This window comes from Pelomonas sp. Root1217 (assembly GCF_001425705.1).
GTDB lineage: Bacteria > Pseudomonadota > Gammaproteobacteria > Burkholderiales > Burkholderiaceae_C > Pelomonas.
In genome coordinates this window covers 1506810-1531218 of sequence record NZ_LMDC01000001.1, presented here as the reverse complement: position 1 = coordinate 1531218, position 24409 = coordinate 1506810, and the positions used below count along the sequence as shown (strand labels likewise).

Genomic DNA, 24409 nt, shown 5'->3' with positions numbered 1-24409 from the left:
CGGGTCTGTCCGGGATAATTGCGGTTTTGCCTTTGATGAGAACTGCAATGAGCGACGTTCAGCAACGCATCGACGATCTGGTCAAGTCCAACCGCGTCGTGCTCTTCATGAAGGGCACTGCCCAGTTTCCGATGTGCGGCTTTTCCGGCCGCGCCATCCAGATCCTCAAGGCGGCCGGCGTGACCGACCTCAAGACCTTCAACGTGCTGGAAGACGAGGAAGTGCGCCAGGGCATCAAGGACTACGCCAACTGGCCCACCATCCCCCAGCTCTACGTCAATGGCGAATTCCTCGGCGGCTCGGACATCATGATGGAGATGTACGAGTCGGGTGAGTTGCAGCAGGCGCTGACGGCCGCCTGATGACCCAAAGGCTCGTCGTCGGGCTGACGGGCGCAACCGGAGCGGCCTATGCGCTGCGCCTGCTGCGCCGCTCGCGCGAGCTGGGCGTCGAGACCCACCTGATCGCCACGCCCGCCGGCATCCTCAATGCCCACCACGAGCTCGGCCTGGACCGCTCCGCGCTGGAAGCCGAGGCGGACCATGCCTACGCGCCAGGAGACGTCGGCGCCTGCATCGCCAGCGGCAGCTTCGCGACCGCCGCCATGGTCGTCGCGCCCTGCTCGATGAAGTCGCTCGCGGCGATTGCTCACGGTTTGGGCGACAACCTGCTGACCCGCGCCGCCGACGTGACTCTGAAGGAGCGCCGCCGTCTCATCCTGATGGTGCGCGAGACGCCGCTCAACCTGGCCCATCTGCGCAATATGGTCGCCGTGACCGAGATGGGCGGCATCTGCTTCCCGCCGCTGCCGGCCTTCTATCACCGCCCCGAGACGATCGAGGAGATGGTCAACGAAACGGTCGAACGGGTGCTCGAGCTGGCGGGCATCGCAGCCGCCCAGCCCAAATCCTGGGCCGGGCTCTAGGCTTCACTTCTGCACGACGAGGCCGCGGCGCTCCAGCAGCGGTTTGATGTCGGGCTCATGGCCCACGAGGTTCCGGAACAGCACCATTGCATCCTCGCTGCCGCCACGCGACAGCAGCTTGCCGCGCAGCGCGTCGCCGTTTGCACGCTTCAAGCCGCCGTGGGCTTTCAGCCATTCCACGGTGTCGGCGTCCAGCACCTCGCTCCAGATGTAGGCGTAGTAGCCGGCCGAGTAGCCGCCCATGATGTGGCTGAAGTAAGGCAGGCGGTAGCGCGGCGGCACGGGGCCGAAGTCAAGGCCATCATCCTTCAGCACCTTGGCCTCGAAGGCCATGATGCCTTCGGCCGCCGGGACCTCGCCGGCCTTGAGTTGGTGCAGGCGCTGGTCGACGATGGCGGCGCTCAGATAGGACAGTGTCGTGTAGCCCTGGTTGAAGCGCTTGGCACGCGCCACCTTGTCGAGCAGTTCACGCGGCATGGCCTCGCCAGTCTGGTAGTGCTTGGCATAGCTGGCCAGCACGCTGGGCCAGTCGGCCCAGACCTCGTTGACCTGCGAGGGATATTCAACGAAGTCGCGCGGCACGCGGGAGAGGCCCGGATATTGGCCCTTGTTGAACATGCCATGCAGCGCGTGGCCGAACTCGTGGAACAAGGTGTTGACCTCATCCCAGGTCAGCAGCGTCGGCTCACCGGCCGGTGGCTTGGGGATGTTGAGGTGGTTGGCAACAACCGGCTGCGTGCCCTCCAGCGCGTTCTGGCTGACGTAGGCGTTCATCCATGCACCGCCGCGTTTGCTGGGTCGGGCGTAGAGGTCGGCGATGAAGATGGCGAGCTGCTTGCCGTCGGTGTCGAAGACGTCGTAGGTGCGCACGTCGTCGCGGTAAACGGGCAGGTCGGTGCGGCGCTTGAAGCTGATGCCGTAGAGCTGGTTGGCCGCGAAGAACACGCCGCGCTCCAGCACGCTGGTGAGCTCCAGATAGGGCTTGAGCTGGCTTTCGTCGAAGCCGTACTTGGCGGCACGCAGCTTCTCGGCGTAGTAGCTCCAGTCCCAGGGCTGCAGGGCGAAGCTGGGTTGCTTCTTGGCGGCCTGGTCGGCGTCGATAAGCTTCTGCAGTTCGGCAGCCTCCTGCTTCGCTGATGCGACCGCGGCCGGTCCGAGCTTGCCCAGCATGGCGTTGACGGCCTCGGCAGATTTGGCCGTCTCCTCTTCCAGCACATAGGCGGCGGGCGTCGCATAGCCGAGCAGGGCCGCGCGCTCCTCGCGCAACGTCATCACGCGGGACACGATGCCCGTCGTGTCATTGGCATTGCCGCGGCTGCCGCGCGCGACGGATGCGCGGTGCAGGCGCTCGCGCAGCGCGCGGTTCTGCAGCTCGGTCTCCTGCGGCTGGATGGTGGTGTTCAGCAGCGTCAACAGGTATTTGCCATCCAGACCCTTCTTCTTGGCGGCTTCCGAGGCGGTAGAGATCTGGGCCGGCGTCAGGCCGGCCAATTCCTCAGCGCTGTCAACGACGAGGGCTGAGTCATTGACTTCGGCCAGCACTGCCTTGTTGAAGCGCGCGCCGAGCGTCGCCAATTCGGCGTTGATGGTCTTCATGCGCACCTTCTGCTCGTCGCTCAGCCGGGCCCCGGCGCGCACCATGTCGCGGCGGTAGCGCTCGATGAGGCGCTTGCCCTCGGCGTTGGGCGCAGCCTTGTCCCGCGCCGCGTACAGGGCCTCGATACGGGCGAACAGCTTGGCGTTGAGCAGCACCGCGTCGCGATGGGCGGCGAGCTTGGCGGCGTAGTCGGTCTGCAACTGCTGGCGGGCCGGGTTGGCATCGGCACCGAGCAGACTGAACAGCAGCGTAGAGGTGCGGCTCAGCAACCGGCCACTCTTCTCCCACGCGACGATGGTGTTGTCGAAGGTGGGCGCTGCAGGGTTCCCGGCGATGGCCTGGATTTCGGCCAGTTGCTCGGCCATGCCCTTGTCCAGGGCCGGGGCGAAATGCTCGTCGCGCACCTTGTCGAACTGCGGGTATTGCAGCGGCAGCGGGCTGGGCGTGAAGAGAGGGTTTTCCGAGGGCTGCTGAGCCCAGCTCAGGCTGGTGGCCAGCAATGTCGTCAGGAGAAGAGGCGCGAAGCGTTTGGCAGCGGGCATGGGTGACTTGTCTTGTGGACGAAACCTCACAGCCTAGCGCCCTGACCGCTCCCGGCCACAAGCCACGCCGGGAAAGCCCTGGGTCATTTCTCGCCGGGCAGCAACCACTGCCGCCGCGCGGCAAATACGGCGTTCGGATATTCGGGCCGGCCGCGGCTGCCGTTGTAACGGCCCAGAGCCAGGAAGAGGTCGCCCTTCTCCAAGTCCAGGTAGTGGCGCAAGATGACGCAGCCGAAACGCAGATTGCTCTGCATGTGAAAGAGGCGCGCGGCATCACCGTCGCCGATCAGCTTGGCCCAGAAGGGCATGACCTGCATATAGCCGCGCGCACCGGCGATGCTGATCGCGTATTTGCGAAAGCCACTCTCGACCTGCACCAGGCCGAGCACCAGGCTGGGCTCCAGGCCCGCGCGCTTGGCCTCGTACCAAACCGTCTCGAGGAATTCGATGCGGATCTGCGTCTCGCTCTTGCGCTTCTTCAAACGCTCGCTCATCGCGCCCAGCCAGCGCAGGTAGGCCATGCGCTCCTCGACCTGGCTGGCCTCGAACTTCGGCCGCGGCGGCGCAGCCTGCGCGATGGAGGCCGTCAGCGCCGAGCGCATCGAGTCCGCCAGCGGCTCCTCGACCTGGGCGCCCGCCCGCGCCGCCAGCGGCGCGGCGAGCAGGCTGGACAGCAGCAACCGGCGCTTCAAAGCTTGATCAGGCCCTTCAGGTGACCGACCACATCAGCCACGGCGAGCTTGGTGGCAGCCTCATCGCGACGGCCCTGGTATTCGACCTGACCTTCCTTGAGGCCGCGGTCGCCCAGCACCACACGGTGCGGCACGCCGATGAGTTCCCAGTCCGCGAACATCGCGCCGGGGCGCTCGCCGCGGTCATCCAGCAGCACGTCCACGCCCAGCGCCTTGAGTTCCTCGTACAGCTTGTGTGCGGCGACCTTGACCTCTTCGCTGCGGTCCATGCCGATGGGGCAAATGACCACCGTGAAGGGCGCGATGGCGTCCGGCCAGATGATGCCGCGCGCGTCGTGGTTCTGCTCGATGGCGGCGCCCAGGATGCGGGTCACGCCGATGCCGTAGCAGCCCATCTCCATCAGCTTGGGTTTGCCGTTCTCGTCCAGGAAGTTCGCGTTCATCGCGGCCGAGTACTTGGTGCCGAGATAGAAGACATGGCCGACCTCGATGCCGCGCTGGATGGCCAGCAGCCCCTTGCCGTCGGGCGAGGGATCGCCGGCGACGACGTTGCGAATGTCCGCAACGACATCGGGCTCGGGCAGGTCGCGGCCCCAGTTGGCGCCGGTGAAGTGAAAGTCGGCCTCGTTGGCACCACAGACGAAGTCGCTCATGACGGCGACCGTCCGGTCAGCGACGATCCTCAGCGGCTGCTTCAGGCCGATGGGGCCGAGGTAGCCGGGCTTGCAGCCGAAGTGAGCGTCGATCTCACCACCGGTCGCGAAGCGGAAGCCGCCCTTCAGGCCTTCGACCTTGCCAGCCTTGACTTCGTTCAGCTCGTGGTCGCCGCGAACGAGCAGCAGCCAGACCTGGGTCTTGGCGATATTGCCGTCCCTGTCGAGCTCATCGGTGGCCAGTACCAGCGACTTGACGGTCTGCGCGAGCGGCAAGCCGAGCAGCAATGCGACTTCCGCACAGGTGGCCTTGCCCGGCGTGGGCGTCTTGGCAAGTGGCTGCAGCGCCTCGCCGCGCGCGGGCAGCAGCGCGACCGCTTCCGCCAGCTCGATGTTGGCGGCGTAGTCGCTGGTCGGGCAATAGACGATGGCGTCTTCGCCGGTCTCGGCGATGACCTGGAACTCATGCGAACGATCGCCGCCGATGGCACCGGTGTCCGCCGCCACGGCGCGGTACTGCAGGCCGAAGCGGTCGAAGATCTTGCCGTAGGCCGCGTACATGTTGTCGTAGCTGCGGCCTGCAGACTCGACATCGCGGTCGAAGGAGTAAGCGTCCTTCATCGTGAACTCGCGGCCGCGCATCAGGCCAAAGCGCGGACGGCGTTCGTCGCGGAACTTGGTCTGGATGTGATAGAAATTTTTGGGCAGCTGGCGATAGCTGCGCAGTTCCTGGCGGGCGATGTCGGTGATGACCTCCTCGCTGGTCGGCTGGACGATGAAGTCGCGGCCATGGCGATCCTTCACGCGCAGCAACTCGGGGCCCATCTTGTCGAAACGGCCGGTTTCCTGCCACAGCTCGGCAGGCTGGATGACGGGCATCAGGCATTCGACGGCTCCCGCCGCGTCCATCTCCTCGCGGATGATCTTCTCGACCTTGCGGATGACGCGAAGCCCCATCGGCATGTAGTTGTATATGCCGGCGCCCAGGCGCTTGATCATGCCAGCGCGCATCATCAGCCTGTGGCTGACGACCTCGGCATCGGCGGGCGCTTCCTTGAGGGTGGAGACAAAGAACTGGGAGGCTTTCATGGGCAGACCGGATCAAAGGCCAGGAGAGCGCCTGGCAAATGCGAAGGCCGGGTGAAAACCCGGCCGAAGTCACGACAAAACAGGGAGAACTCTGCGGGTTAGCGAGGGCGCTGTGACCATCGCGGCCCGATGCAATAATCGAACCAACTAGAGATTTGAGGTTGATTATGCTCGACCGTGAAGGCTTCCGCCCCAACGTCGGCATCATCCTGCTCAACCAACGCAACGAGGTCTTCTGGGGCAAACGCATCCGGACGCACTCGTGGCAGTTCCCGCAAGGGGGCATCAAGCACGGTGAAACGCCTGAGCAGGCGATGTTCCGAGAGCTCCACGAAGAAGTGGGGCTCATACCAGAGCATGTGCGCATCATTGCGAGAACGCGCGACTGGCTGCGCTACGAGGTGCCCGAGCACTTCATCCGGCGAGATGCGCGTGGCCATTACAGGGGCCAGAAACAGATCTGGTTCCTGCTGCAGATGGTGGGGCGCGATTGCGACATGAACCTGCGCGCCACCGATCACCCGGAGTTCGACGCCTGGCGTTGGAACGAGTACTGGGTGCCGCTGGAGGCCGTTATCGAGTTCAAGCGCGGCGTTTACGAGATGGCGTTGACGGAGCTGGCGCGCTACCTGCCGCGCATCAACCATCACAACCGCTATCTGCGTGCTGGCATGCGGCCCTCGCACCGGGAGCGCAACAGCGGGCCAATGCCGCTGGACGCGCCACTGGAGACAACGGCAACGCCGCCGGACGGCGAGCCGCCCAACTGACGTTGGCGCTCCTAACGGAGAACCAAGTTGTCTCGGTGGATCAGCTCGGGTTCAGCCGCATAGCCCAACAAGGCCTCGAACTCCGATGAGGGCTTGCGCGCAATCAGCCGGGCTTCCGAGGCTGAATAGTTGGCCAGGCCGCGCGCGAGCTCGACGCCCTCGACCGTCTGCACGGCGATGACATCGCCGCGATGGAAGCCGCCCTGCACGCCCACCACGCCGATGGGCAGCAGACTTTTCCCTTCGTCACGCAGCTTGATCGCCGCACCGGCATCCACCTTGACCGAGCCGCGCAGTTGCAGGTGGTCGACCATCCACTGCTTGCGCGCCGCCAGCTTGGGCGTGGCCGCCAGCAGGGCCGTACCGATGGCTTCGCCGCGCGCCAGGCGCAGCAGCACATCGGGCTCGCGCCCCCAGGCGATGACGGTGCCCGCGCCACTGCCAGCCGCGCGCTTGGCCGCAAGGATCTTGGTGATCATGCCGCCACGGCCGATGCTCGAGCCGGCGCCACCAGCCATGCGCTCCAGCTCCGGATCGCCGGCCTGTGCCGTATCGATGAAGCGGGCGGTTGGGTCCTTGCGCGGGTCGGCTGAATACAGGCCGCGCTGGTCGGTCAGGATCACCAGCGCATCGGCCTCGACCAGGTTGGCGACCAGCGCCCCCAGCGTGTCGTTGTCGCCAAACTTGATCTCGTCGTTGACGACGGTGTCGTTCTCGTTGATGACGGGCAGCACGCGATGGGCCAGCAGCGTCAGCAGCGTCGAACGAGCGTTCAGATAGCGCTCGCGGTCCGCCAGGTCGGCGTGCGTCAGCAGCACCTGTGCACTGGCCATGCCCTGGGCACTGAGCTGGCTCTCATACATCTGCGCCAGGCCCATCTGGCCGACGGCCGCAGCGGCCTGCAACTCGTGCAGTTCCTTGGGGCGCGTCGCCCAACCGAGGCGCTTCATGCCCTCGGCGATGGCGCCGCTGGACACCATGATCAGCTCTCGGCCCTCTTTCGCCAACGCCGCCAGCTGGCGGCTCCAGTTCGCGATAGCGTCGGCATCAACGCCGCGGCCCTCGTCGGTGACGAGGCTGGAACCGACTTTGACAACGATGCGGCGCGCGCTGGATAGCAAACTCATTCGGCGGGGCTGTTGGACTCGAAACGGATATCGGGTTCGACCAGCACGTTCTGCTCGGCGGCGACGTGGTCGTAGATCGCGTGAATCAGCGGCTGGCAGCCCTGGCGTGTCAGCGCCGAGATCTCGAAGACCGGCCCCTTCCAGCGATAGCGCTTGACGAAGTCCTTCACGCGCGCGGCACGCTCTTCCTCGGGAACCATGTCCAGCTTGTTCAACACCAGCCAGCGTGGCTTGGCATGCAGCTGAGGATCGTATTTCTTCAGCTCGGCGACGATGGCCTTGGCTTCCTTGACCGGATCGACTTCGGGATCAAAGGGCGCGAGGTCAACGACATGCAACAGCAGCCGCGTGCGTTGCAAATGGCGCAGGAACTGGTGGCCGAGGCCCGCGCCCTCGGAGGCACCTTCGATGAGGCCCGGAATGTCCGCGACAACGAAGCTCTTCTCGGGCGCGACGCGCACGACACCGAGGTTGGGATGCAACGTAGTGAACGGATAGTCCGCAATCTTGGGCTTGGCGTTGGAGATCGCCGTGATCAATGTCGACTTGCCGGCGTTGGGCTGGCCCAGCAGACCAACGTCGGCCAGCACGCGTAGCTCCAGGCGCAGCTTCTTGGCCTCGCCCGGCCAACCCGGCGTCTTCTGGCGCGGCGCACGATTGGTACTCGTCTTGAAATGCAGGTTGCCGAAGCCCCCGTCGCCTCCCTTGGCCAGGAGAATGCGCTGGCCGGGTTCGATCAACTCGCCGATGACGGACTCGGTTTCCAGGTCCGTGATGATGGTGCCGACCGGCACACGCAGCACGATATCGTCGGCCGCCGCGCCGAAGCAGTCGGAACCGCGACCGGCCTCACCGTTGCGTGCTTCGTGGCGGCGTGCGTAGCGGTAGTCGATCAGCGTGTTCAGGTTGCGGTCCGCCTCGGCCCACACGCTGCCACCCTTGCCGCCGTCACCGCCGTCCGGCCCACCGAAGGGAATGAACTTCTCGCGACGAAAGCTCGCGCAGCCCGCGCCGCCGTTGCCGGCTGCGATGTCAATGGTGGCTTCGTCGACGAATTTCATGGCTGAGCAGCCATCGTACTGGCTGGGTTGCGGCGCGCCCGCCGCGATTCACTGCCGCGGGCTTTCCAAAAAACAAACCCGGCGAGCCGGATCAAAAAAGCAAAGGCTCCGGCAAACCGGACCTCAAAAACAAAAGCCCCGGCGAGCCGGGGCTTGGAAGTATCCGGGCGGGCGACCCGTCCGGATCACGCAATCATCAAGCCGCCAGCGGCGTGATGACGACGGTCTGGCGGTTCTTTTCGCCCTTGATGGCGAAGGACACGTGGCCATCGACCAGCGCAAACAGCGTGTGATCCTTGCCCATGCCGACGTTGACGCCTGCGTGGAACTTGGTGCCGCGCTGACGCACGATGATCGAACCTGCGGAAATCAGTTCACCGCCGTAAGCCTTGACGCCCAGCATCTTGGGCTTGGAGTCGCGGCCGTTCCGTGTGGAACCGCCGCCTTTTTTCTGTGCCATGAGTTAGCTCCTAGAAATTAGCGAAAGACGACTGGGATCAGCCGTTGACCGCGCTGATTTCCAGCTCGGTGAAGTTTTGGCGATGGCCTTGGCTCTTCTTGTAATGCTTGCGACGGCGCATCTTGAAGATGCGAACCTTGTCGTGCTTGCCGTGGCTGACGACCTTGGCGCTGACGGTAGCGCCGGCGACCAGCGGAGCGCCGACCGTCAGGCCGTCGCCGCTGCCGATGGCCAGCACTTGGTCGATGGTGACCTCAGCGCCGACTTCCACGTCGAGCAACTCGACCTTGATCTTTTCGCCGGCAGCAACCTTGTATTGCTTGCCGCCGGTTTTGATGACCGCGTACATATTCATCCTTCCGCACCTCAGGGGGTGCAATCACCCGGCTCCAGCAGCTTGACACCAGCCATTCAGCCAGCGCCGCCACCCTCGTCGGGCCTTTTTGTCGGTTTTGTCGGTTTTCCCCCTCGACAGACCACACACCAAAAAGGCATGGGTTGCAAAGAGCCCGCGAGTATACCCTGACGGCCCACTCGGAGGCAATGGGACGACTTGCGAGTCGGCTGCAAGCCTCACGACAACCGTACGGCCCGACCTTACCCGTAAGCGCTCGGACGCCGTTTCTATAATCGCGACATCCCTTGCCTGAGAGTCCACGTGCGCGTCGAGTCAGCCTCGCCCCCATCCCAAGTTGCTGAGGTGCTCGCCCTGCTGGCCGACGAAATGGCCCAGGTCGACGCGGTCATCGCGCAGCGCCTCTCCTCCGACGTGGCACTGATCGACCAGATCGCGCACTACATCGTGCATGCCGGCGGCAAGCGCATGCGCCCCAAGCTTGTGCTGCTGTTTGCGAACGCGCTCGGTTTTGCCAAGCCGGCGCGCTTCGAGCTGGCCGCCGTCGTCGAGTTCATCCATACGGCGACGCTGCTGCACGATGACGTCGTCGACGAGTCCTCGCTGCGTCGTGGCAAGCCGACGGCCAACGCGCTGTTCGGCAACGCCGCGAGCGTACTGGTCGGGGACTTCCTTTATTCGCGCGCCTTCCAGATGATGGTGTCGGTCGACCGCATGCGCGTGCTGGAGGTGCTGGCCGAGGCCACCAACGTCATCGCCGAGGGCGAGGTCCTGCAGCTGATGAACATGCACGACCCGGACATCACGGTGGAGAGCTATCTGCGCGTGATCCGGTTCAAGACAGCCAAGCTCTTCGAAGCCAGCGCACGCCTCGGCGCGGTGCTCGCGAACGCTTCACCCGAGGTCGAAGAGGCCTGCGCCGCCTACGGCCGCGCACTGGGAACGGCCTTCCAGCTCATCGACGATGTGCTGGATTACGAAGGAGACGCCCTGGAGCTCGGCAAGAACATCGGGGACGACCTTCGCGAGGGCAAGACGACATTGCCGCTTTTGATCGCGATGGAGCGAGCAACCGGCGAGCAACGCGCGTTGCTTCGGCATGCCATCGAAGAGGGCGAGCAGGAAAAACTGCAGGATATCGTTGCCATCGTGCGCTCAACCGGCGCCCTCGAATCGACCCGGGAGGCCGCGCGCACCGAAGCGCGGCACGCGGCCGAATGCCTCAGCCATCTGCCTCCAAATAGGTGGACGGAATCTCTGCTAGAATTCGCAATTCAGTCGGTTGAGCGCCACTCATAGGCGCCTCAAGCAAAAGACATCGGGGTGTAGCTTAGCCTGGTAGAGCGCTACGTTCGGGACGTAGAGGCCGGAGGTTCGAATCCTCTCACCCCGACCAGATCTTTTGATGCCCCCTCGGGATGAGGGCTGAGCAAACTGACAAGCCGTCCCACCGGCGACCCTGAAATCCTGCCGTTATCCCTGGAATTCGTTTGCCTCGCGCCCGGCTACCGACTGGCACAATTGGCAGACTTCGCTCTTTCCGTCGTTGACGCAACTGCCTGTGGAAACCACGCTCGCCGAGCCGCTTCAGTCTTCCCTGTCGGGAGTAGCGCGCATGCTGGTGCACGCCGGCAAGCTCCAGGCCAAGGCCGCCGAAGACCTCGTCAAGCAGGCGAGGGAAAAGAAGGCCAGTTTCGTCAACGCGGTGATCGCAAGTGGCCTGGTTTCGCCAGTCGATCTGGCGCACACCCTGTCGAGCGCCCTGGCCTTGCCGCTGCTCGATCTGTCGGCGATGGACCCGCAGCGCATGCCGCAGAACGTCATCGACGCCAAGCTGGCCCAGCAGTACCAGGTCGTGGCCCTGTCGCGGCGCGGCAATCGCCTTTTCGTCGGCGGCGCCGATCCCACGGATCTCGAGGTCATTGAACGCATCAAGTTCGCGACCCAGCTGCAGCCGGAATGGGTCATCGTCGAGCATGACAAGCTGGCCAAGATGCTGGCAAGCACCGGCGCCAGCGCGGCGGAATCGCTGGAGAGCATGGCCGGCGGCGACTTCGATTTCGACATCGCCGAAGAGGATGCGACGCCCCAGCAGGAGGCCGCCGAACTGGCGGACGTCGAGGACGCACCCGTCGTCCGCTTCCTGCAGAAGATGCTGGTCGACGCGATCAATCTGCGCGCCTCGGACTTGCATTTCGAGCCCTACGAATTCCACTACCGCGTGCGCTTTCGCGTCGATGGTGAATTGCGCGAAATCACACAACCGCCCATTGCGATCAAGGACAAACTGGCCTCGCGCATCAAGGTGATCTCGCGGCTGGACATTTCCGAAAAACGTGTGCCGCAGGACGGGCGCATGAAGCTGAAGTTCGGCAGCAAGTCCATCGATTTCCGCGTCAGCACCCTGCCCACGCTGTTTGGCGAAAAGATCGTCATCCGTATCCTGGACTCCTCCTCGGCCAAGCTGGGCATCGAGGCGCTGGGCTACGAGAAGATCGAGAAGGACCGCCTTCTCGCCGCCATCTACCGCCCGTACGGCATGGTCCTGGTGACCGGCCCGACCGGCTCCGGCAAGACGGTGTCGCTCTACACCTGCCTCAACATCCTGAACCAGCCGGGCGTCAACATCGCGACCGTGGAAGACCCGGCCGAAATCAACCTGCCCGGCATCAACCAGGTCAACGTCAATGACAAGGCGGGCTTGAACTTCTCGACCGCGCTGAAATCCTTCCTGCGCCAGGATCCGGACATCATCATGGTCGGCGAAATCCGCGACCTCGAAACCGCCGACATCGCGATCAAGGCGGCGCAGACGGGTCACATGGTCATGTCGACCCTGCACACCAACGATGCGCCCAAGACGCTGACTCGCCTGCTCAACATGGGCGTGGCGCCGTTCAATATTGCATCCAGCGTGCTGCTCATCACCGCTCAGCGCCTCGTGCGCCGGCTGTGTGAGAACTGCAAACAGCCGGCCGACTACCCACGCGAAGCCCTGATCAAGGCCGGCTTCGTCGAGGAAGATTTCGACGGCAGCTGGAAGCTCTATCGCGCCGTCGGCTGCAGCAACTGCACAAATGGTTACCGCGGCCGCGTCGGGCTTTACCAAGTGATGCCCGTCACGGAGGCCATCCAGCGCATCATCCTGGCTGAGGGAACGGCAATGGACATTGCCGAGCAGGCCAAGAAGGAAGGCGTGCGCGATTTGCGCCAGTCCGGCCTTGTGAAGGCGCGCATCGGCGTCACGACGCTGGAAGAAGTGCTGTCCGCCACCAACGAATAATCAGTCTCGAGGAGAGCGCATGGCTACTGCCACTGCCGCAGCAAAGAGCGTCAAGGACTTCGTCTTCGAGTGGGAGGGCAAGGACCGCAATGGCAAGATCGTCAGAGGCGAACTCCGGGCCGGCGGCGAGGCCATGGTCAGCGCAACCTTGCGTCGCCAGGGCATTCTGGTCAACAAGGTCAAGAAGCGCCGCGCCAGCGGTGGCAGCGCGATCAAGCAGAAGGACATCGCGATCTTCACGCGGCAGCTCGCGACGATGATGCGCGCCGGTGTGCCGCTGCTGCAGTCCTTTGACATCGTCGCTCGCGGCGCGACCAACCCGCGCCTCACGCGGCTGCTGAACGACATCCGGCAGGATGTGGAGACCGGTACGAGCCTGTCATCGGCCTTTCGCAAGCACCCGATGTATTTCGACGCGCTGTACTGCAACCTCGTCGAGGCGGGCGAAGCGGGCGGTATCTTGGAGGCGCTGCTGGACCGGCTGGCGGTTTATCAGGAAAAGACGGTCGCCATCAAGAACAAGATCAAATCGGCACTGACCTACCCCGTCGCGGTGATGGTGGTCGCTTTCATCGTCGTCGCGGTCATCATGATCTTCGTGGTTCCTGCATTCGAGGACGTGTTCAAGTCCTTCGGCGCCGACCTGCCCGCACCGACGCTTTTCATCATCGCGTTGTCCAAGTTCTTCGTCAGCTACTGGTGGGCAATCTTCGGCTCGATTGGCGGCGGCATCTATTTCTTCCTGCAGACCTGGAAGCGCTCCGTGCCGATGCAAAAGCGCATGGACCGCCTGCTCCTGAAGGTACCGGTCTTCGGCGACCTCATGTACAAGTCCGCCATCGCGCGTTGGACACGGACTCTGTCGACGATGTTTGCCGCTGGCGTCCCGCTGGTCGAGGCGCTCGATTCCGTCGGCGGCGCCTCGGGCAATGCAGTGTTTGCTGAGGCGACCGAACAGATCCAGCGCGATGTTTCTACCGGCGCTGCACTGACGACGTCGATGCAGACGACGGGCGTCTTCCCGACCATGGTGCTGCAGATGTCTTCCATCGGTGAGGAGTCCGGCTCGCTGGACCACATGCTGGCCAAGGCCGCCGAGTTCTACGAGGACGAGGTGGATGAGGCGGTCAAGGCACTGTCCAGCCTGATGGAGCCTTTTATCATCGTCATCCTGGGCGGCCTGATCGGTGGCATCGTCGTGTCGATGTACCTGCCGATCTTCAAGCTCGGCCAGGTGGTCTGATGGTGGTGGACTACAGCCTGCTGCTGTCACCCTGGGTCCTCGGCATCTTCGGTCTTTGTATCGGCAGTTTTCTCAACGTCGTCGTCTACCGCCTGCCGCTGATGTTGGAGCGTCAGTGGCTGCATGAGTCGGCTGCGCAGCTCACTGACGCGGACGCCATGGCGCGCGTCGCCAGCGTGCCGCTGCCCGAGGCGGAAAAGCTGGCCAAGGCCGTGGATGCCTACGGCACAAAGATCGAGGCACTGCCGCCGTTCACCATTGCCGCGCCTCGTTCACGCTGCCCACATTGCGGCCATCAGTTGCGCTGGCATGAAAACCTGCCCGTCATCGGCTGGCTTCGCCTGGGCGGCAAATGCGCCACCTGCAAGGCACCGATCTCCAAGCGCTATCCCATCATTGAAGCCGCCACTGGCGTCGCCTTCGCCGCCCTGTCCTGGCGCTTTGGCGCCCAGCCGACGACGCTGCTCTGGTGCGGCTTCGTCGCTGCCCTGATCGCACTGGCGATGATCGACTGGGACACGACACTGCTGCCGGACGCAATCAACCAGCCCTTGCTCTGGGCCGGCCTGATTGCCGCCCTGATGGGCTGGACGATTCCGCTGGACAAGGCCTTGATCGGCGCGCTGGCCGGCTATCTGTCGCTGTGGTCGGTCTACTGGGTGTTCAAGCTCCTCACCAAGAAGGAGGGCATGGGCTATGGCGACTTCAAGCTGCTTGCGGCGCTGGGCGCCTGGCTGGGCTGGCAGATGGTGTTGCCCATCGTCCTCGGCGCCTCGGCGATCGGTGCCGTCATCGGCATCATCATGAAGATGAATGCCGGCCTGCGTGAGGGCCGCTACGTGCCCTTCGGCCCTTTCCTGGCTGGCGGCGGCCTCGTGGTGCTGTTTGCTGGCCAGCCGACGGTACTGGGCTGGCTCGGTTGGACATGACGCCTTGATGAGAGTCGGGCTGACCGGCGGCATTGGCAGCGGCAAGAGCACGGTCGCAGGCTTTCTACGCGAAGCCGGTGCCACCCTCATCGACACGGACGCGATATCCCGCGCCCTGACTGCGGCTGGCGGCGCTGCGATGCCCGCGATTCACCAACAATTCGGCGCGGACTTCGTTGGCGTCAACGGCGCCCTGGACCGCGACCGCATGCGCGGCCTGGCCTTTTCTGACCCGGCAGCCAAGCGCCAGCTCGAGGCCATCCTGCATCCGCTGATCACGGTTGAAGCACAGGCGCAGGCCGAGACTGCGACGGCCCGCCTTGTTGTCTTCGACGTGCCCCTGCTTGTCGAATCCGGTCGCTGGCGGGCGCGCGTCGCCCGAGTGCTCGTCGTCGATTGCGCCATCGAAACCCAGATCGAACGCGTGCTGCAACGCCCGGGCTGGACGCGCGAACGCGTCATGGGCGCCATTGCCGCCCAGGCCAGCCGCAAAGCCCGCAGGGCGGCCGCCGATGCTGTGCTTCACAACGATGGCATACCGCTTGTTGCGCTCAGAAACGAGGTTCTCAGCCTGGCCGAGCGCTGGGGCTGTGAAACAATCGCCCGGCCCTGATCGCAGTCCACCCGAGGCACCTTTGGTCCTGTACGAGTACCCGTTCAACGAAAGCATTCGCACGATGCTTCGCCTCGAGCATCTGTTCGACCGCCTCGGCACGCTGATGTCGCGCGAAACCGCGCTGGACCATCATTTCGCCCTGGTCACGCTGTTCGAGATCATGGACGTCGCCTCGCGTGCCGACCTCAAGAGCGACCTGCTCAAGGAGCTCGAGAAGCACAAGGCGCAGTTCATCGGCTACCGTGGCAGCCCCGGCCTTGATGAAGCACGCCTGGATGAAGTCGTCGCCCGCATCGACGGCGCCTTCCAGCGCCTGAACGCGCTGGCGGGCAAGGCGGGCGCGACGCTGACGGGCAACGAGTGGCTGATGAGCATCCGCAGCCGCATCAGCATCCCCGGCGGTACCTGCGAGTTCGACCTGCCGGCCTATTACAACTGGCAGCAGCTGCTGCCGGTGCGCCGTCGCAAGGATCTGATGACCTGGGCCCAGACGCTGATGCCGCTGGCCGAGGCCCTGCAGGTGCTGCTCGGCCTGCTGCGCGACTCCGGCGCGCCGCACAAGGTGGCGGCCACCGCGGGCCAGTTCCAGCAGAGCCTGCCCGCTGGCCGCGTCTACCAGCTGCTGCGCATGCGCATCGACCCCAGCCTCGGGCTGATCCCCGAGATTTCAGGCCACCGGCTAATGATCTCCATCCGCCTGATGCGTCAGGATGAGGAAGGCCGGCTCAAGCTGGCCCAGGAAGACAGCGGCTTCGAACTGGCTCTGTGTCAATGAAGACGAATACTCAAGGCGAGCGCATCGTGCGCTGCCCCCAATGTGGCGGCGACAGCGTGTTCGCACCCAGCAACAAGTGGCGCCCCTTCTGCAGCGAGCGCTGCCGGCAGATCGACCTTGGCGCCTGGGCCAGCGAGTCCTTCCGCGTGCCGGCCACGCCGCCCCAGAACCCGGATGAATACGGGCCGGACGGCGAACCGCTGGTGCACTGATCAGGCGTGATCAAGCGCCGAGCAGGCGCCGCGACACCAGCTCACGCCGCGCGCTCGCGGCGTCGGTGAACAGGAAGGCCTGCCAATCACGCGATAGCGCTGCATCAATGTTGGCCGGATGGTCATCCAGGAAAAGCAGTTCCTGCGGTGGCACGCCAAAACGCCGCTCGGCGATGGCAAAAATCTCGGCACTGGGCTTGATCTGCTTCACGTGGCTGGAGAACACACCCGATTCGAACCACTCGGCCAGCGGATGCGCCTTGGCCAGGTGAGCGGCGTACGGTTCCGGCATGTTGGACAGGAAGTGCAGCGTATGCCCCGCGGCGCGCAGGTCGCGGATCAGCACCGCGGTGGCGGGGATCAGCATCAGCTCGTCCGGCACGGCACGCACGACTGCTGCGACGTCGCCCAACGGCCAGCCGGTGCGTGCCGAGATGCGGCGCACCACCTCGTCCGCGCCGATGAGGCCCTGGTCGAAGAGGCCCCAGTCGCCACCGTAGTTCTGGAAGAAGACCGCCGCCGCGGCCGCGCCCTGCTCCAGCGTCTCGATGCGGTGCGGCCAGATGCGCGCAAGGAAGCTGGCCGGATGCCAGCGAAACACCACGCCGCCGAAATCAAAGACGATCCTCATGCGGCCACCAGCCGCTTGAGCAAGCCGGCCGTCGAGCCGTCCAGGCCCGCCGTGTCGCCCGAGTCCAGGCGCGGCAGCAACTGGTTGCAGAGCGCCTTGCCCAGCTCCACGCCCCACTGGTCGAAGCTGTTGATCCCCCACAGTGCGCCGGTCACGAAGACACGGTGCTCGTACAGCGCGATCAGCGCACCGAGCGACCGCGGCGTCAGCGTCTCCAGCACGAGGGTCGTGCTCGGGCGGTTGCCGGGGAAGCTGCGGTGGCGGGACAAGACGTCAGGGTCCAGCGTGGCGGAGGCTGTGGGCGCCTTCTCGTTCAGGGCCTCGGCAGCCGTCTTGCCTTGCATCAATGCCTGGCTCTGCGCCAGGCAGTTGGCCAGCAGCTTGCGATGCTGGTCTGCCAGCTTCCCGGCCAGTTCGCCCGCTTTTTCGACGACTGCGCCGTGGTTGGGGCGTTTGACGGCGATGAACTCCACCGGGATGACGTCCGTGCCCTGGTGCAGCATCTGGAAGTAGGCGTGCTGGCCGTTGGTGCCGGCCTCGCCCCAGACGACCGGCGAGGTGCCCAGCGGCAGCGCATTGCCCTCCAGGTCCACACCCTTGCCGTTGCTCTCCATCTCCAGTTGCTGCAGATAGGCCGGCAGCCGGCGCAGGCCCTGGTGATACGGTGCGACGCTGCGGCTCGTGAAGCCATGGAAATTGCGATACCAGATGTCGATCAGGCCCAGCAGCACCGGCAGATTTCGGTCGAGCGGTGCGGACGCGAAGTGTTCGTCCATCGCATGCGCACCGGCCAGCAGTTCGCGGAAGTTGTCGGCGCCGACGGCGATGGCAATGGGCAGGCCGATGACCGACCACAGCGAATAGCGGCCGCCCACCCAGTCCCAGAAGCCGAAGGCGGTGTCGATGCCGAAGGCGGCCGCGGCCGTGGTGTTGCTGCTGGTGGCGACGAAATGACGGGCAACGTCCGTGCCGCCAGCGGCCAGGAACCAGGCCTTGGCCGCCTGGGCATTGGCCAGCGTTTCCTGCGTCGTGAAGGTCTTGGACGCAATGACGAACAGCGTGTGCTTCGCGTCCAGCCCGGCCAGCACCGGCGCCAGGTCGTGGCCGTCGACGTTGGAGACGAAATGCAGCTTCAGGTCGCGGCGGCCAAAGGCCTGCAGCGCCTGCACGACCATCGCGGGCCCGAGGTCGCTGCCGCCGATGCCGATGTGCACGACGTCCGTGATCTCGCCCCGCTCACCGCGGCGCACGCTCTCGGCAAAGGCCAGCATCGCATCCAGAGATGCTTGCACCTCGGCATTGAACGGTGCCTTGCTTCCTGCCGGCGCGCGCAGCGCCGTGTGCAGCACTGCGCGGCCTTCGGTGTGGTTGACCGGGTCGCCGCGCAGCAGCGCATCGCGCCGCTCTTCGAGGCCACAGTCGGCCGCAAGTTTCAGCAGCAGGGCCAGCGTGGGCGCGTCGATGCGGTTCTTGGACAGATCGGCAAACACCTCGGGCGCTTCAAACGACAGCGCGCCGAAGCGGTCCGCATCCGCCTTGAAAGCCTCACGGATATCGAAGCCGCGACCGCTCGCGGCGCCGTCTTGGTCGAAATGGGCTTGCAGTTCAGCCCAAACGGGAGACAGGTCGCAGCGCGCCGTCATGTCAGGCGGCCTCGATGAGCTTGTCGAGCTTGCCGGCATCGACGGCGAACTGGCGGATGCCCTCGGCCAGCTTCTCGGTGGCCATCGCATCTTCATTCAGCGCGAAGCGGAAGGCGGCTTCGTCCAGGTGGATGGCAGGTATGGCCGCCGCCTTGGCCGGGTCAAGCGCGCGCTCCAGCTTGGCGTCGGTGGCCTGAAGTTGGGCGAGCAGATCGGGGCTGATGGTCAGTAGGTCGCAGCCTGCCAGCGCCTGGATCTGGCCGATGTTGCGGAAGCTCGCGCCCATGACCTCGGTCTTGATGCCATGCTGCTTGAAGTAGGCGTAGATCTGCGTCACCGACTTCACGCCGGGATCGTTGACGCCGGCCATCGCCGTCTCATCCCAAGTGCTGCCGGCCGACTTCTTGTACCAGTCGTAGATGCGGCCGACGAAGGGGGAGATCAGCTGGACCTTGGCTTCACCGCAAGCCACGGCCTGGGCGAAGGCGAACAGCAGCGTCAGATTGCAGCGGATGCCTTCGCGCTCCAATTCGGCAGCGGCCTGGATACCTTCCCACGTCGAGGCCAGCTTGATCAGCACACGCTCGCGCGAGATGCCGGCGGCTTCATACAGCCCGATGATGCGGCGGGCGCGGGCGAGCGACGCCGCCTTGTCGAAGGACAGGCGCGCATCGACCTCGGTGGACACACGGCCAGGCACGACCTTGAGGATTTCGAGACCGAAGCGCACCAAGACCTGGTCGACGATCTCGTCCAGCGGCTTGCTCCGGTGGGCTTCAACCGTTTCCTTCAGCAGCGGCGCGTAGTCGGGCGACTGCACCGCCTTCAGGATCAGTGAAGGATTGGTCGTTGCATCTCGCGGTGCAAACTGCGCGAGCTGCAGGAAGTTGCCCGTATCGGCAACGACGGTGGTGAGGGTTTTGAGCTGGTCGAGCTGGTTCATGGGCTGCCTGTATCCGGGTCGAACGGATTGACCCGATGAAGAAACTGCTGCATAGTATTTCACGAAACTAAGTTACACAACGGTTAGCGCCGACCCTCGCCTCATAGGGAGACGCTGGCCTGGAGACCCCGCAGATGTCTTTCGATCTCGTGTTCTTTGGCGGCACCGGCGACCTGACATGGCGCAAGCTGATGCCCGCGCTGTTCCAGGCCTTCCGGCACGGCAAGCTGCCCGAAGGCGGCCGTATTCTCGCCGTCGCGCGTGACGACCAGACGGATGAGCGCTATCGCGAATGGCTGAAGGAGCGCTTCCGGGAAGTGGATGGCGCTAAGCGTCCCAACGACGAGGAATTCGAGCGCTTCGCGGCGCTGATCCATTACCGTCGCATGGACTTGTCACAGCCCGATCACTACGCCGGGCTCAAGGAATGGCTGGACGCGCGCAACGCCGACACCGTCGTCCTTTATCTAGCGACCAGCCCGCACCTGTTCACCGGCATTTGCCAGCAACTCGGAGCCGTCGGCCTGAACCACGACAAGGTGCGCGTGGTGCTGGAGAAGCCGCTTGGCCATGACCTGGCCAGCGCCCAGGAGATCAACCGCGCGGTGCGCAGCGTCTTCGCCGAAGCGCAGGCCTTCCGCATCGACCACTATCTCGGCAAGCCCTCGGTGCAGAACCTGATGGCGCTGCGCTTCGGCAACGCGCTGTTCGAGCCGCTGTGGCGCCGCGAGAGCATCGCCAACATCCAGATCACGCTGGCCGAGCGCCTGGGCGTGGGCACGCGTGGCGCCTTCTACGACAGCACCGGCGCGCTGCGCGACATGATCCAGAACCATGCGCTGCAGCTGCTGACCATGATCGCGATGGAGCCCCCCGCGCGCAACGACGCTGACGCCATCCGCGACGAGAAGCTCAAGGTGCTGCGCTCGCTGAAGCCCTTCACGTCCGACAGCGTCGCCCGCGACGTCGTGCGCGGCCAGTACCGCGCCGGCAGCATCGAGGGCAAGGCCGTGCCGGGCTATTTGGAAGAGGTCAAGGTGCCGCCCGACAGCGCCTGCGAAACCTTCGTCGCGCTGCGCACCGAGGTCAACAACTGGCGCTGGGCCGGCGTGCCCTTCTACCTGCGCACCGGCAAGCGGCTGGCGGAGCGCGACGCGCAGATCGTCGTCAACTTCCGCCCCGTACCGCACAAGATCTTCCCCGGCGCAAGCCAGCCCAACCGCCTGGTCATCAAGCTGCAGCCCGAGGACGGCCTGGAGTTGCAACTGCTGGCCCAGAAGGGCGCCGGCCACGGCGAGCAACTCACGCCGGTGTCACTGGACCTGGACTTCGACAAGGCCTTCGCGACGCAGCGCGTCGGCGCCTACGAGCGCCTGCTGCTGGATGCGATTGCGGGCCGCCTCAACCTGTTCGTGCGCAGCGACGAACAGGAGCAGGCCTGGCGTTGGGTCGAGCCCATTCTTGATGCGTGGGCGGCCGACGCGAGCGGCCCGCGCCCCTATTCGGCAGGCTCCTGGGGCCCGGCCGCTGCAAGCGCACTGGTCGCGCGTGATGGTTTCCACTGGGCTGAAGAGCAATGAGCATTCTGGAGCGTGTCAAAGCCGCCTTGCCGGCACTGCCGCCCGCGGAACAACGGGTGGCAAAACTGCTGCTGCTTGACGCCCGCAGCTTTGCCAGCCTGCCGGTCAGCGAACTGGCCGACCGCTCGCACGTGTCCAAGCCTACCGTCGTGCGCTTTTGCCGCAGCGTCGGCTATGACGGTCTGGCTGACTTCAAGCTGAAACTGGCCGGCAGCGTCAACGAAGGTGTGCCCTTCGTGCACCGTGCGGTGGACGAGGACGACAAGACGGGCGACATCATCGTCAAGGTGGTCGACAACGCCGTCGCCGCTTTGCTGCACTACCGCAACGACGCGGCCAGTCACGCCTTCGAGCGCGCCATCGACGCGCTGGCCGATTCGGCCCGCCACAACCGGCGCATCGAGTTCTACGGCGTCGGCAACTCTGGCATCGTGGCGCAGGACGCCCAGCACAAATTCTTTCGCCTGGGCGTGAACACGGCGGCGACCAGCGACGGCCATGTGCAGCTCATGAGCGCGACCATGCTGCAGCCCGGCGATTGCGCCGTCATCATCAGCAATTCGGGGCGCAGCCGCGACCTGCTGGATGCGGCCGACATCGCGCGCAAGAAGGGCGCGACCATCATCATCATCACGGCCAGCGCCTCACCGTTGGCGCAACTGGCCCTGGGCCCCAGCCAGATCCTGCTGGCGGTGGACCACCCCGAGGATTTCGACCGCTACAGCCCCATGGTGTCACGACTGCTGCACCTCATCGCAGTAGACATCCTGACCACGGGCGTGGCGCTGAAGCTGGGCCAGCACCTGCGGCCCATGCTGCAGGAGATCAAGAAGAACCTGCGCGCGAAACGTTACGCGGGCTGATCAGACGGCCGCGGCAGGCGGCCAAAGCAGTTCGGCCACGCCGTAGACGCGGGCCAGCTCGCGCAGCTTGTCGGGCGCGTCGTCCAGCTTCAGCGTTGCGCCCTGCTCGGTGCATTGGCGCCCGGCCGACAGCAACACGCTCAACGCCGCGGAATCGAAATCCGTCAGCTCGGCGGCCGACAGCCTGACCTCGTGGCCAGCCGCCGCCAGCACCTGAGCGGCCTCGGCGCGCAGGGCGGGCGACATCTGCGCCCAGGCGGCGCGGGCGCCGTCCATGCGCAGCCGCGCGGGCAGCTTCAGGCCGCTCAAGATCAGCCCTTGGCGACGGGAGCGCCGGCCTTGGCGTTCTTGTCCGCCAGGCTCTTGATCAGGCCATCGATGCCGTTGGCGCCAATCTCCTGGGCGAAGCTGTTGCGGTACTGGTCCGCCAGCCAGATGCCCAGCACGTTGACGTCATAGATCTTCCATTCGGCGCCGGCCTTCTCCAGGCGGTAGTCGAGCTGGATGGCGTCGCCCTTGCCGCGGATCTCGGTGCGCACCACGACTTCGGTGTCGCTCGGCTGGGCACGCAGCGGCTTCAGGCCGATGGTCTGGTCCTTCACCTGTGTCAGCGCGCCGGCATAGGTGCGCACGAGCAGGGTCTTGAACTCGGCCTGCAGCTTGTTCTGCTGCTCCGGCGTGGCCTGGCGCCAGAAGCGGCCGACGGCCGATGCCGTCATGCGCTGGAAGTTGACGTGAGGCATCACCTTGGCATCGACCAAGGCGATGATCTTGTTGACATTGCCGGCCTGGATGTCCTTGTCGGCCTTGACGGCTTCAATGGTTTCCAGCGACAGCTGGCGGATCAGTTGGTCCGGCGTGCCGCCATCGGCCGCATGGGCGCCGTGCACGAGGCCAAGGCTCAACGTCGCCAGGGTGGCCACGGTGAGCAGGCGGCGGCGCAGGGAATTCAGCACAGTCATGGTTTCGCTTTCTCTGAACGGGACGGGCGCTCAACGCGCCAGTCCGGATTTTGGTTGGCTACCGGTACGTAACCGTTCGCGTATGGGTTCACCGCGACGCCGCTGAGGCCGCCTCGGCAGGCTTCTTCACGTTCGCCATGGGTTCGGACGCCGCCGGCTCGGGCGCCGAAGCCACAGCAGCGGGCGCCGAAGCCCCATTGCCCGGCACGAGCAGCTCGATCTCGTCGTCATCATCGAAGCTGCCGCGGCGCTGCAGATAGGCATCGCGGTAAAAGGTGTATTTGTCCAGCGCGATGCCTTCCAGCATTTCGCCGGCGCGCAGGAAGTTGGCGCGGGTGTTGACCAGGTTGAGCGCCGTGATGGCCACCTGCTTGCGGCCATCGTCGAACACCACCGCAGGCGACGCCTGCCAGTCCACCGGCAGGGCCAGCGAATCACGCACCGAGGACGGGCCGAACAGCGGCCAGACGATATAGGCCCCGGTACCCATGCCCCATTTGCCCAGCGTCTTGCCGAAATCCTGGCTGTTCTTCTCGAGGCCCGCCTCGGTCGCGATATCCAGCACGCCGGCCAGGCCTAGCGTGGAGTTGACGGCAAAGCGCATGCCCTGTTCAACACCGGCCTTGAAACGCCCCTGCAGGAAGAGATTCACCGCCGACCAGGCATCGCCGATGTTGCCGAAGAAGTTGTCGATGCCGGTGCGGATGGGCGCAGGCACGAGCTCGGAATAGGCCGTCGCAACGGGCTTGAGCACGTTCTCGTCCAGCTTCTCGTTGAAGGCGAACACCTTGCGGTTCCAGGATTCCCAGGGGTCCAGTCGCTGGCCCTTGGAGCCCATGACCTTGTCGACGGCCCGCTCGATGCGCGTGCCGACACCCTTGACGGTCTGGCAACCCGCCAGGCTCAGGGCCAGCACAAACAGGGCCAGCATGCGGACGATACGGTTCACGGCTTGCTCCCCGAGGCTGGTACTGCCGCTGCGGCGCTGCCCATGTCCGACGCCTTGCTGTTGATGAACTGGCCAATGAGGTTTTCCAGCACCACGGCGCTCTGCGTCTGCCGGATGATGTCGCCGCTGGCGAGGTTCTTCTCATCCGCACCCGGCTCGAGGCCGATGTACTGCTCGCCCAGCAGGCCCGAGGTCAGGATCTTGGCCGAACTGTCCTTGGGGAACTGCGTGTTCTTGTACATATTGAGCAGCACCTTGGCCTGGAAGGTCTTGTCGTCGAAGACGATCGACTCGACGCGGCCCACGACGACGCCGGCGCTCTTGACCGCCGCGTTGGGCTTCAGGCCACCGATGTTGTCAAAACGCGCCGACACCTGGTAGGTGGCATCGAAATTGAGGCTCAGCAGATTGCCAGCCTTGAGCGCGAGGAACAGCAGCGCCGCGCCGCCGATCAACACGAACAGGCCCACCCAGGCGTCATATCGAGAGGATTGCATCCTTCCTTCTCC

The 24409-nt window shown here is 65.1% G+C and carries 26 protein-coding genes and 1 tRNA gene; 13 read left to right on the top strand and 14 right to left on the bottom strand.

The window, feature by feature from the left end; all coding sequences use genetic code 11:
- Window positions 1-47 precede the first annotated feature (47 nt).
- Both grxD and ASC95_RS06900 read left to right on the top strand, forming a co-directional pair.
- Window positions 48-362, top strand: a complete 315-nt coding sequence (grxD, locus tag ASC95_RS06905; RefSeq protein WP_056203405.1) for a Grx4 family monothiol glutaredoxin — start codon at window positions 48-50, stop codon at window positions 360-362.
- Window positions 362-925, top strand: a complete 564-nt coding sequence (locus ASC95_RS06900; RefSeq protein WP_057296945.1) for a UbiX family flavin prenyltransferase — start codon at window positions 362-364, stop codon at window positions 923-925. Before grxD ends, ASC95_RS06900 begins: the two co-directional genes overlap by 1 nt.
- 3 nt (window positions 926-928) lie before the next feature.
- Here the strand turns inward: ASC95_RS06900 and ASC95_RS06895 are convergent, their stop codons facing one another.
- The 3 genes from ASC95_RS06895 to ASC95_RS06885 form a co-directional block, all read right to left on the bottom strand.
- Window positions 929-3064, bottom strand: a complete 2136-nt coding sequence (locus tag ASC95_RS06895; protein ID WP_057296944.1) for a M3 family metallopeptidase — start codon at window positions 3062-3064, stop codon at window positions 929-931.
- 83 nt (window positions 3065-3147) lie between these two features.
- Window positions 3148-3756: a lytic transglycosylase domain-containing protein gene (locus ASC95_RS06890; protein ID WP_057296943.1), complete on the bottom strand. Its 609-nt coding sequence runs from the start codon at window positions 3754-3756 to the stop codon at window positions 3148-3150.
- Window positions 3753-5498: a proline--tRNA ligase gene (locus ASC95_RS06885; protein WP_057296942.1), complete on the bottom strand. Its 1746-nt coding sequence runs from the start codon at window positions 5496-5498 to the stop codon at window positions 3753-3755. The genes ASC95_RS06890 and ASC95_RS06885 overlap by 4 nt, the downstream gene beginning before the upstream one ends.
- Before the next feature lie 167 nt (window positions 5499-5665).
- Between ASC95_RS06885 and ASC95_RS06880 the strand changes: the two genes are divergently transcribed.
- Window positions 5666-6268: an RNA pyrophosphohydrolase gene (locus tag ASC95_RS06880; RefSeq protein WP_057296941.1), complete on the top strand. Its 603-nt coding sequence runs from the start codon at window positions 5666-5668 to the stop codon at window positions 6266-6268.
- Window positions 6269-6279: 11 nt separating this feature from the next.
- Here ASC95_RS06880 and proB read toward each other — a convergent pair whose 3' ends face one another.
- The 4 genes from proB to rplU all read right to left on the bottom strand — a co-directional run bounded on the left by proB (window position 6280) and on the right by rplU (window position 9265).
- A complete protein-coding gene (gene proB, locus ASC95_RS06875) occupies window positions 6280-7395 on the bottom strand; it encodes a glutamate 5-kinase (RefSeq protein ID WP_057296940.1) in 1116 nt (371 codons plus the stop codon).
- On the bottom strand, window positions 7392-8456 hold the full coding sequence (gene cgtA / locus ASC95_RS06870) for an Obg family GTPase CgtA (protein ID WP_057296939.1): 1065 nt from the start codon (window positions 8454-8456) through the stop codon (window positions 7392-7394). Before cgtA ends, proB begins: the two co-directional genes overlap by 4 nt.
- Before the next feature lie 196 nt (window positions 8457-8652).
- A complete protein-coding gene (gene rpmA, locus ASC95_RS06865) occupies window positions 8653-8916 on the bottom strand; it encodes a 50S ribosomal protein L27 (protein ID WP_056203384.1) in 264 nt (87 codons plus the stop codon).
- A gap of 37 nt (window positions 8917-8953) precedes the next feature.
- Window positions 8954-9265: a 50S ribosomal protein L21 gene (rplU, locus tag ASC95_RS06860; protein WP_056203376.1), complete on the bottom strand. Its 312-nt coding sequence runs from the start codon at window positions 9263-9265 to the stop codon at window positions 8954-8956.
- A gap of 351 nt (window positions 9266-9616) precedes the next feature.
- Here rplU and ASC95_RS06855 point away from each other — a divergent pair, with 351 nt between their 5' ends.
- The 8 genes from ASC95_RS06855 to ASC95_RS06820 all read left to right on the top strand — a co-directional run bounded on the left by ASC95_RS06855 (window position 9617) and on the right by ASC95_RS06820 (window position 16329).
- A complete protein-coding gene (locus ASC95_RS06855; protein ID WP_369820582.1) occupies window positions 9617-10570 on the top strand; it encodes a polyprenyl synthetase family protein in 954 nt (317 codons plus the stop codon).
- 20 nt (window positions 10571-10590) lie between these two features.
- Window positions 10591-10667 (top strand) — tRNA-Pro (locus ASC95_RS06850).
- A gap of 219 nt (window positions 10668-10886) precedes the next feature.
- Complete coding sequence (gene pilB / locus ASC95_RS06845) at window positions 10887-12554, top strand: type IV-A pilus assembly ATPase PilB (RefSeq protein ID WP_082567571.1); 1668 nt, start codon at window positions 10887-10889, stop codon at window positions 12552-12554.
- A gap of 19 nt (window positions 12555-12573) precedes the next feature.
- Window positions 12574-13797 carry a type II secretion system F family protein gene (locus ASC95_RS06840; protein ID WP_057296938.1) on the top strand — a complete coding sequence of 408 codons (1224 nt, stop codon included), beginning with the start codon at window positions 12574-12576 and terminating at the stop codon, window positions 13795-13797.
- Window positions 13797-14726 (top strand): A24 family peptidase, encoded by a 930-nt coding sequence (locus ASC95_RS06835; protein ID WP_057296937.1) that lies wholly within the window; start codon window positions 13797-13799, stop codon window positions 14724-14726. Before ASC95_RS06840 ends, ASC95_RS06835 begins: the two co-directional genes overlap by 1 nt.
- Before the next feature lie 7 nt (window positions 14727-14733).
- Complete coding sequence (gene coaE, locus ASC95_RS06830) at window positions 14734-15339, top strand: dephospho-CoA kinase (protein ID WP_057296936.1); 606 nt, start codon at window positions 14734-14736, stop codon at window positions 15337-15339.
- Between the two features lie 22 nt (window positions 15340-15361).
- Window positions 15362-16117: a cell division protein ZapD gene (gene zapD / locus ASC95_RS06825; protein WP_057296935.1), complete on the top strand. Its 756-nt coding sequence runs from the start codon at window positions 15362-15364 to the stop codon at window positions 16115-16117.
- Window positions 16114-16329, top strand: coding sequence for a DNA gyrase inhibitor YacG (locus tag ASC95_RS06820; protein WP_057296934.1), 216 nt, complete (start codon window positions 16114-16116; stop codon window positions 16327-16329). Before zapD ends, ASC95_RS06820 begins: the two co-directional genes overlap by 4 nt.
- A gap of 10 nt (window positions 16330-16339) precedes the next feature.
- Here the strand turns inward: ASC95_RS06820 and ASC95_RS06815 are convergent, their stop codons facing one another.
- The 3 genes from ASC95_RS06815 to tal are packed head-to-tail and all read right to left on the bottom strand — an operon-like array spanning window position 16340 to window position 19546.
- A complete protein-coding gene (locus ASC95_RS06815; RefSeq protein ID WP_057296933.1) occupies window positions 16340-16960 on the bottom strand; it encodes an HAD family phosphatase in 621 nt (206 codons plus the stop codon).
- Window positions 16957-18603 (bottom strand): glucose-6-phosphate isomerase, encoded by a 1647-nt coding sequence (gene pgi / locus ASC95_RS06810; protein WP_057296932.1) that lies wholly within the window; start codon window positions 18601-18603, stop codon window positions 16957-16959. Before pgi ends, ASC95_RS06815 begins: the two co-directional genes overlap by 4 nt.
- Window position 18604: 1 nt before the next feature.
- Window positions 18605-19546: a transaldolase gene (gene tal, locus ASC95_RS06805; RefSeq protein ID WP_057296931.1), complete on the bottom strand. Its 942-nt coding sequence runs from the start codon at window positions 19544-19546 to the stop codon at window positions 18605-18607.
- Window positions 19547-19680: 134 nt separating this feature from the next.
- On the opposite strand from tal, the gene zwf reads away from it, so the two are divergent.
- Window positions 19681-21126 (top strand): glucose-6-phosphate dehydrogenase, encoded by a 1446-nt coding sequence (zwf, locus tag ASC95_RS06800; protein WP_057296930.1) that lies wholly within the window; start codon window positions 19681-19683, stop codon window positions 21124-21126.
- Window positions 21127-21128: 2 nt separating this feature from the next.
- Window positions 21129-21989: a MurR/RpiR family transcriptional regulator gene (locus ASC95_RS06795; RefSeq protein ID WP_057297089.1), complete on the top strand. Its 861-nt coding sequence runs from the start codon at window positions 21129-21131 to the stop codon at window positions 21987-21989.
- Here ASC95_RS06795 and ASC95_RS06790 read toward each other — a convergent pair whose 3' ends face one another.
- The 4 genes from ASC95_RS06790 to mlaD form a co-directional block, all read right to left on the bottom strand.
- Complete coding sequence (locus ASC95_RS06790) at window positions 21990-22298, bottom strand: lipid asymmetry maintenance protein MlaB (RefSeq protein ID WP_057296929.1); 309 nt, start codon at window positions 22296-22298, stop codon at window positions 21990-21992.
- A 2-nt stretch (window positions 22299-22300) separates the two neighbouring features.
- Window positions 22301-22951, bottom strand: a complete 651-nt coding sequence (locus ASC95_RS06785; RefSeq protein ID WP_157255976.1) for a phospholipid-binding protein MlaC — start codon at window positions 22949-22951, stop codon at window positions 22301-22303.
- Window positions 22952-23039: 88 nt separating this feature from the next.
- A complete protein-coding gene (locus ASC95_RS06780; RefSeq protein WP_157255975.1) occupies window positions 23040-23900 on the bottom strand; it encodes a VacJ family lipoprotein in 861 nt (286 codons plus the stop codon).
- Window positions 23897-24397: an outer membrane lipid asymmetry maintenance protein MlaD gene (gene mlaD, locus ASC95_RS06775; protein WP_057296927.1), complete on the bottom strand. Its 501-nt coding sequence runs from the start codon at window positions 24395-24397 to the stop codon at window positions 23897-23899. Before mlaD ends, ASC95_RS06780 begins: the two co-directional genes overlap by 4 nt.
- Window positions 24398-24409: the final 12 nt, after the last annotated feature.

Bases quoted from the DNA above. Each gene is read 5' to 3' on its own strand.
- grxD (WP_056203405.1), top strand. From the start codon at position 48: ATGAGCGACGTTCAGCAACGCATCGACGATCTGGTCAAGTCCAACCGC.
- ASC95_RS06900 (WP_057296945.1), top strand. From the start codon at position 362: ATGACCCAAAGGCTCGTCGTCGGGCTGACGGGCGCAACCGGAGCGGCC.
- ASC95_RS06895 (WP_057296944.1), bottom strand. From the start codon at position 3,064: ATGCCCGCTGCCAAACGCTTCGCGCCTCTTCTCCTGACGACATTGCTG.
- ASC95_RS06885 (WP_057296942.1), bottom strand. From the start codon at position 5,498: ATGAAAGCCTCCCAGTTCTTTGTCTCCACCCTCAAGGAAGCGCCCGCC.
- ASC95_RS06880 (WP_057296941.1), top strand. From the start codon at position 5,666: ATGCTCGACCGTGAAGGCTTCCGCCCCAACGTCGGCATCATCCTGCTC.
- proB (WP_057296940.1), bottom strand. From the start codon at position 7,395: ATGAGTTTGCTATCCAGCGCGCGCCGCATCGTTGTCAAAGTCGGTTCC.
- cgtA (WP_057296939.1), bottom strand. From the start codon at position 8,456: ATGAAATTCGTCGACGAAGCCACCATTGACATCGCAGCCGGCAACGGC.
- rpmA (WP_056203384.1), bottom strand. From the start codon at position 8,916: ATGGCACAGAAAAAAGGCGGCGGTTCCACACGGAACGGCCGCGACTCC.
- rplU (WP_056203376.1), bottom strand. From the start codon at position 9,265: ATGTACGCGGTCATCAAAACCGGCGGCAAGCAATACAAGGTTGCTGCC.
- pilB (WP_082567571.1), top strand. From the start codon at position 10,887: ATGCTGGTGCACGCCGGCAAGCTCCAGGCCAAGGCCGCCGAAGACCTC.
- ASC95_RS06840 (WP_057296938.1), top strand. From the start codon at position 12,574: ATGGCTACTGCCACTGCCGCAGCAAAGAGCGTCAAGGACTTCGTCTTC.
- ASC95_RS06835 (WP_057296937.1), top strand. From the start codon at position 13,797: ATGGTGGTGGACTACAGCCTGCTGCTGTCACCCTGGGTCCTCGGCATC.
- coaE (WP_057296936.1), top strand. From the start codon at position 14,734: ATGAGAGTCGGGCTGACCGGCGGCATTGGCAGCGGCAAGAGCACGGTC.
- ASC95_RS06820 (WP_057296934.1), top strand. From the start codon at position 16,114: ATGAAGACGAATACTCAAGGCGAGCGCATCGTGCGCTGCCCCCAATGT.
- ASC95_RS06815 (WP_057296933.1), bottom strand. From the start codon at position 16,960: ATGAGGATCGTCTTTGATTTCGGCGGCGTGGTGTTTCGCTGGCATCCG.
- pgi (WP_057296932.1), bottom strand. From the start codon at position 18,603: ATGACGGCGCGCTGCGACCTGTCTCCCGTTTGGGCTGAACTGCAAGCC.
- tal (WP_057296931.1), bottom strand. From the start codon at position 19,546: ATGAACCAGCTCGACCAGCTCAAAACCCTCACCACCGTCGTTGCCGAT.
- zwf (WP_057296930.1), top strand. From the start codon at position 19,681: ATGTCTTTCGATCTCGTGTTCTTTGGCGGCACCGGCGACCTGACATGG.
- ASC95_RS06785 (WP_157255976.1), bottom strand. From the start codon at position 22,951: ATGACTGTGCTGAATTCCCTGCGCCGCCGCCTGCTCACCGTGGCCACC.
- mlaD (WP_057296927.1), bottom strand. From the start codon at position 24,397: ATGCAATCCTCTCGATATGACGCCTGGGTGGGCCTGTTCGTGTTGATC.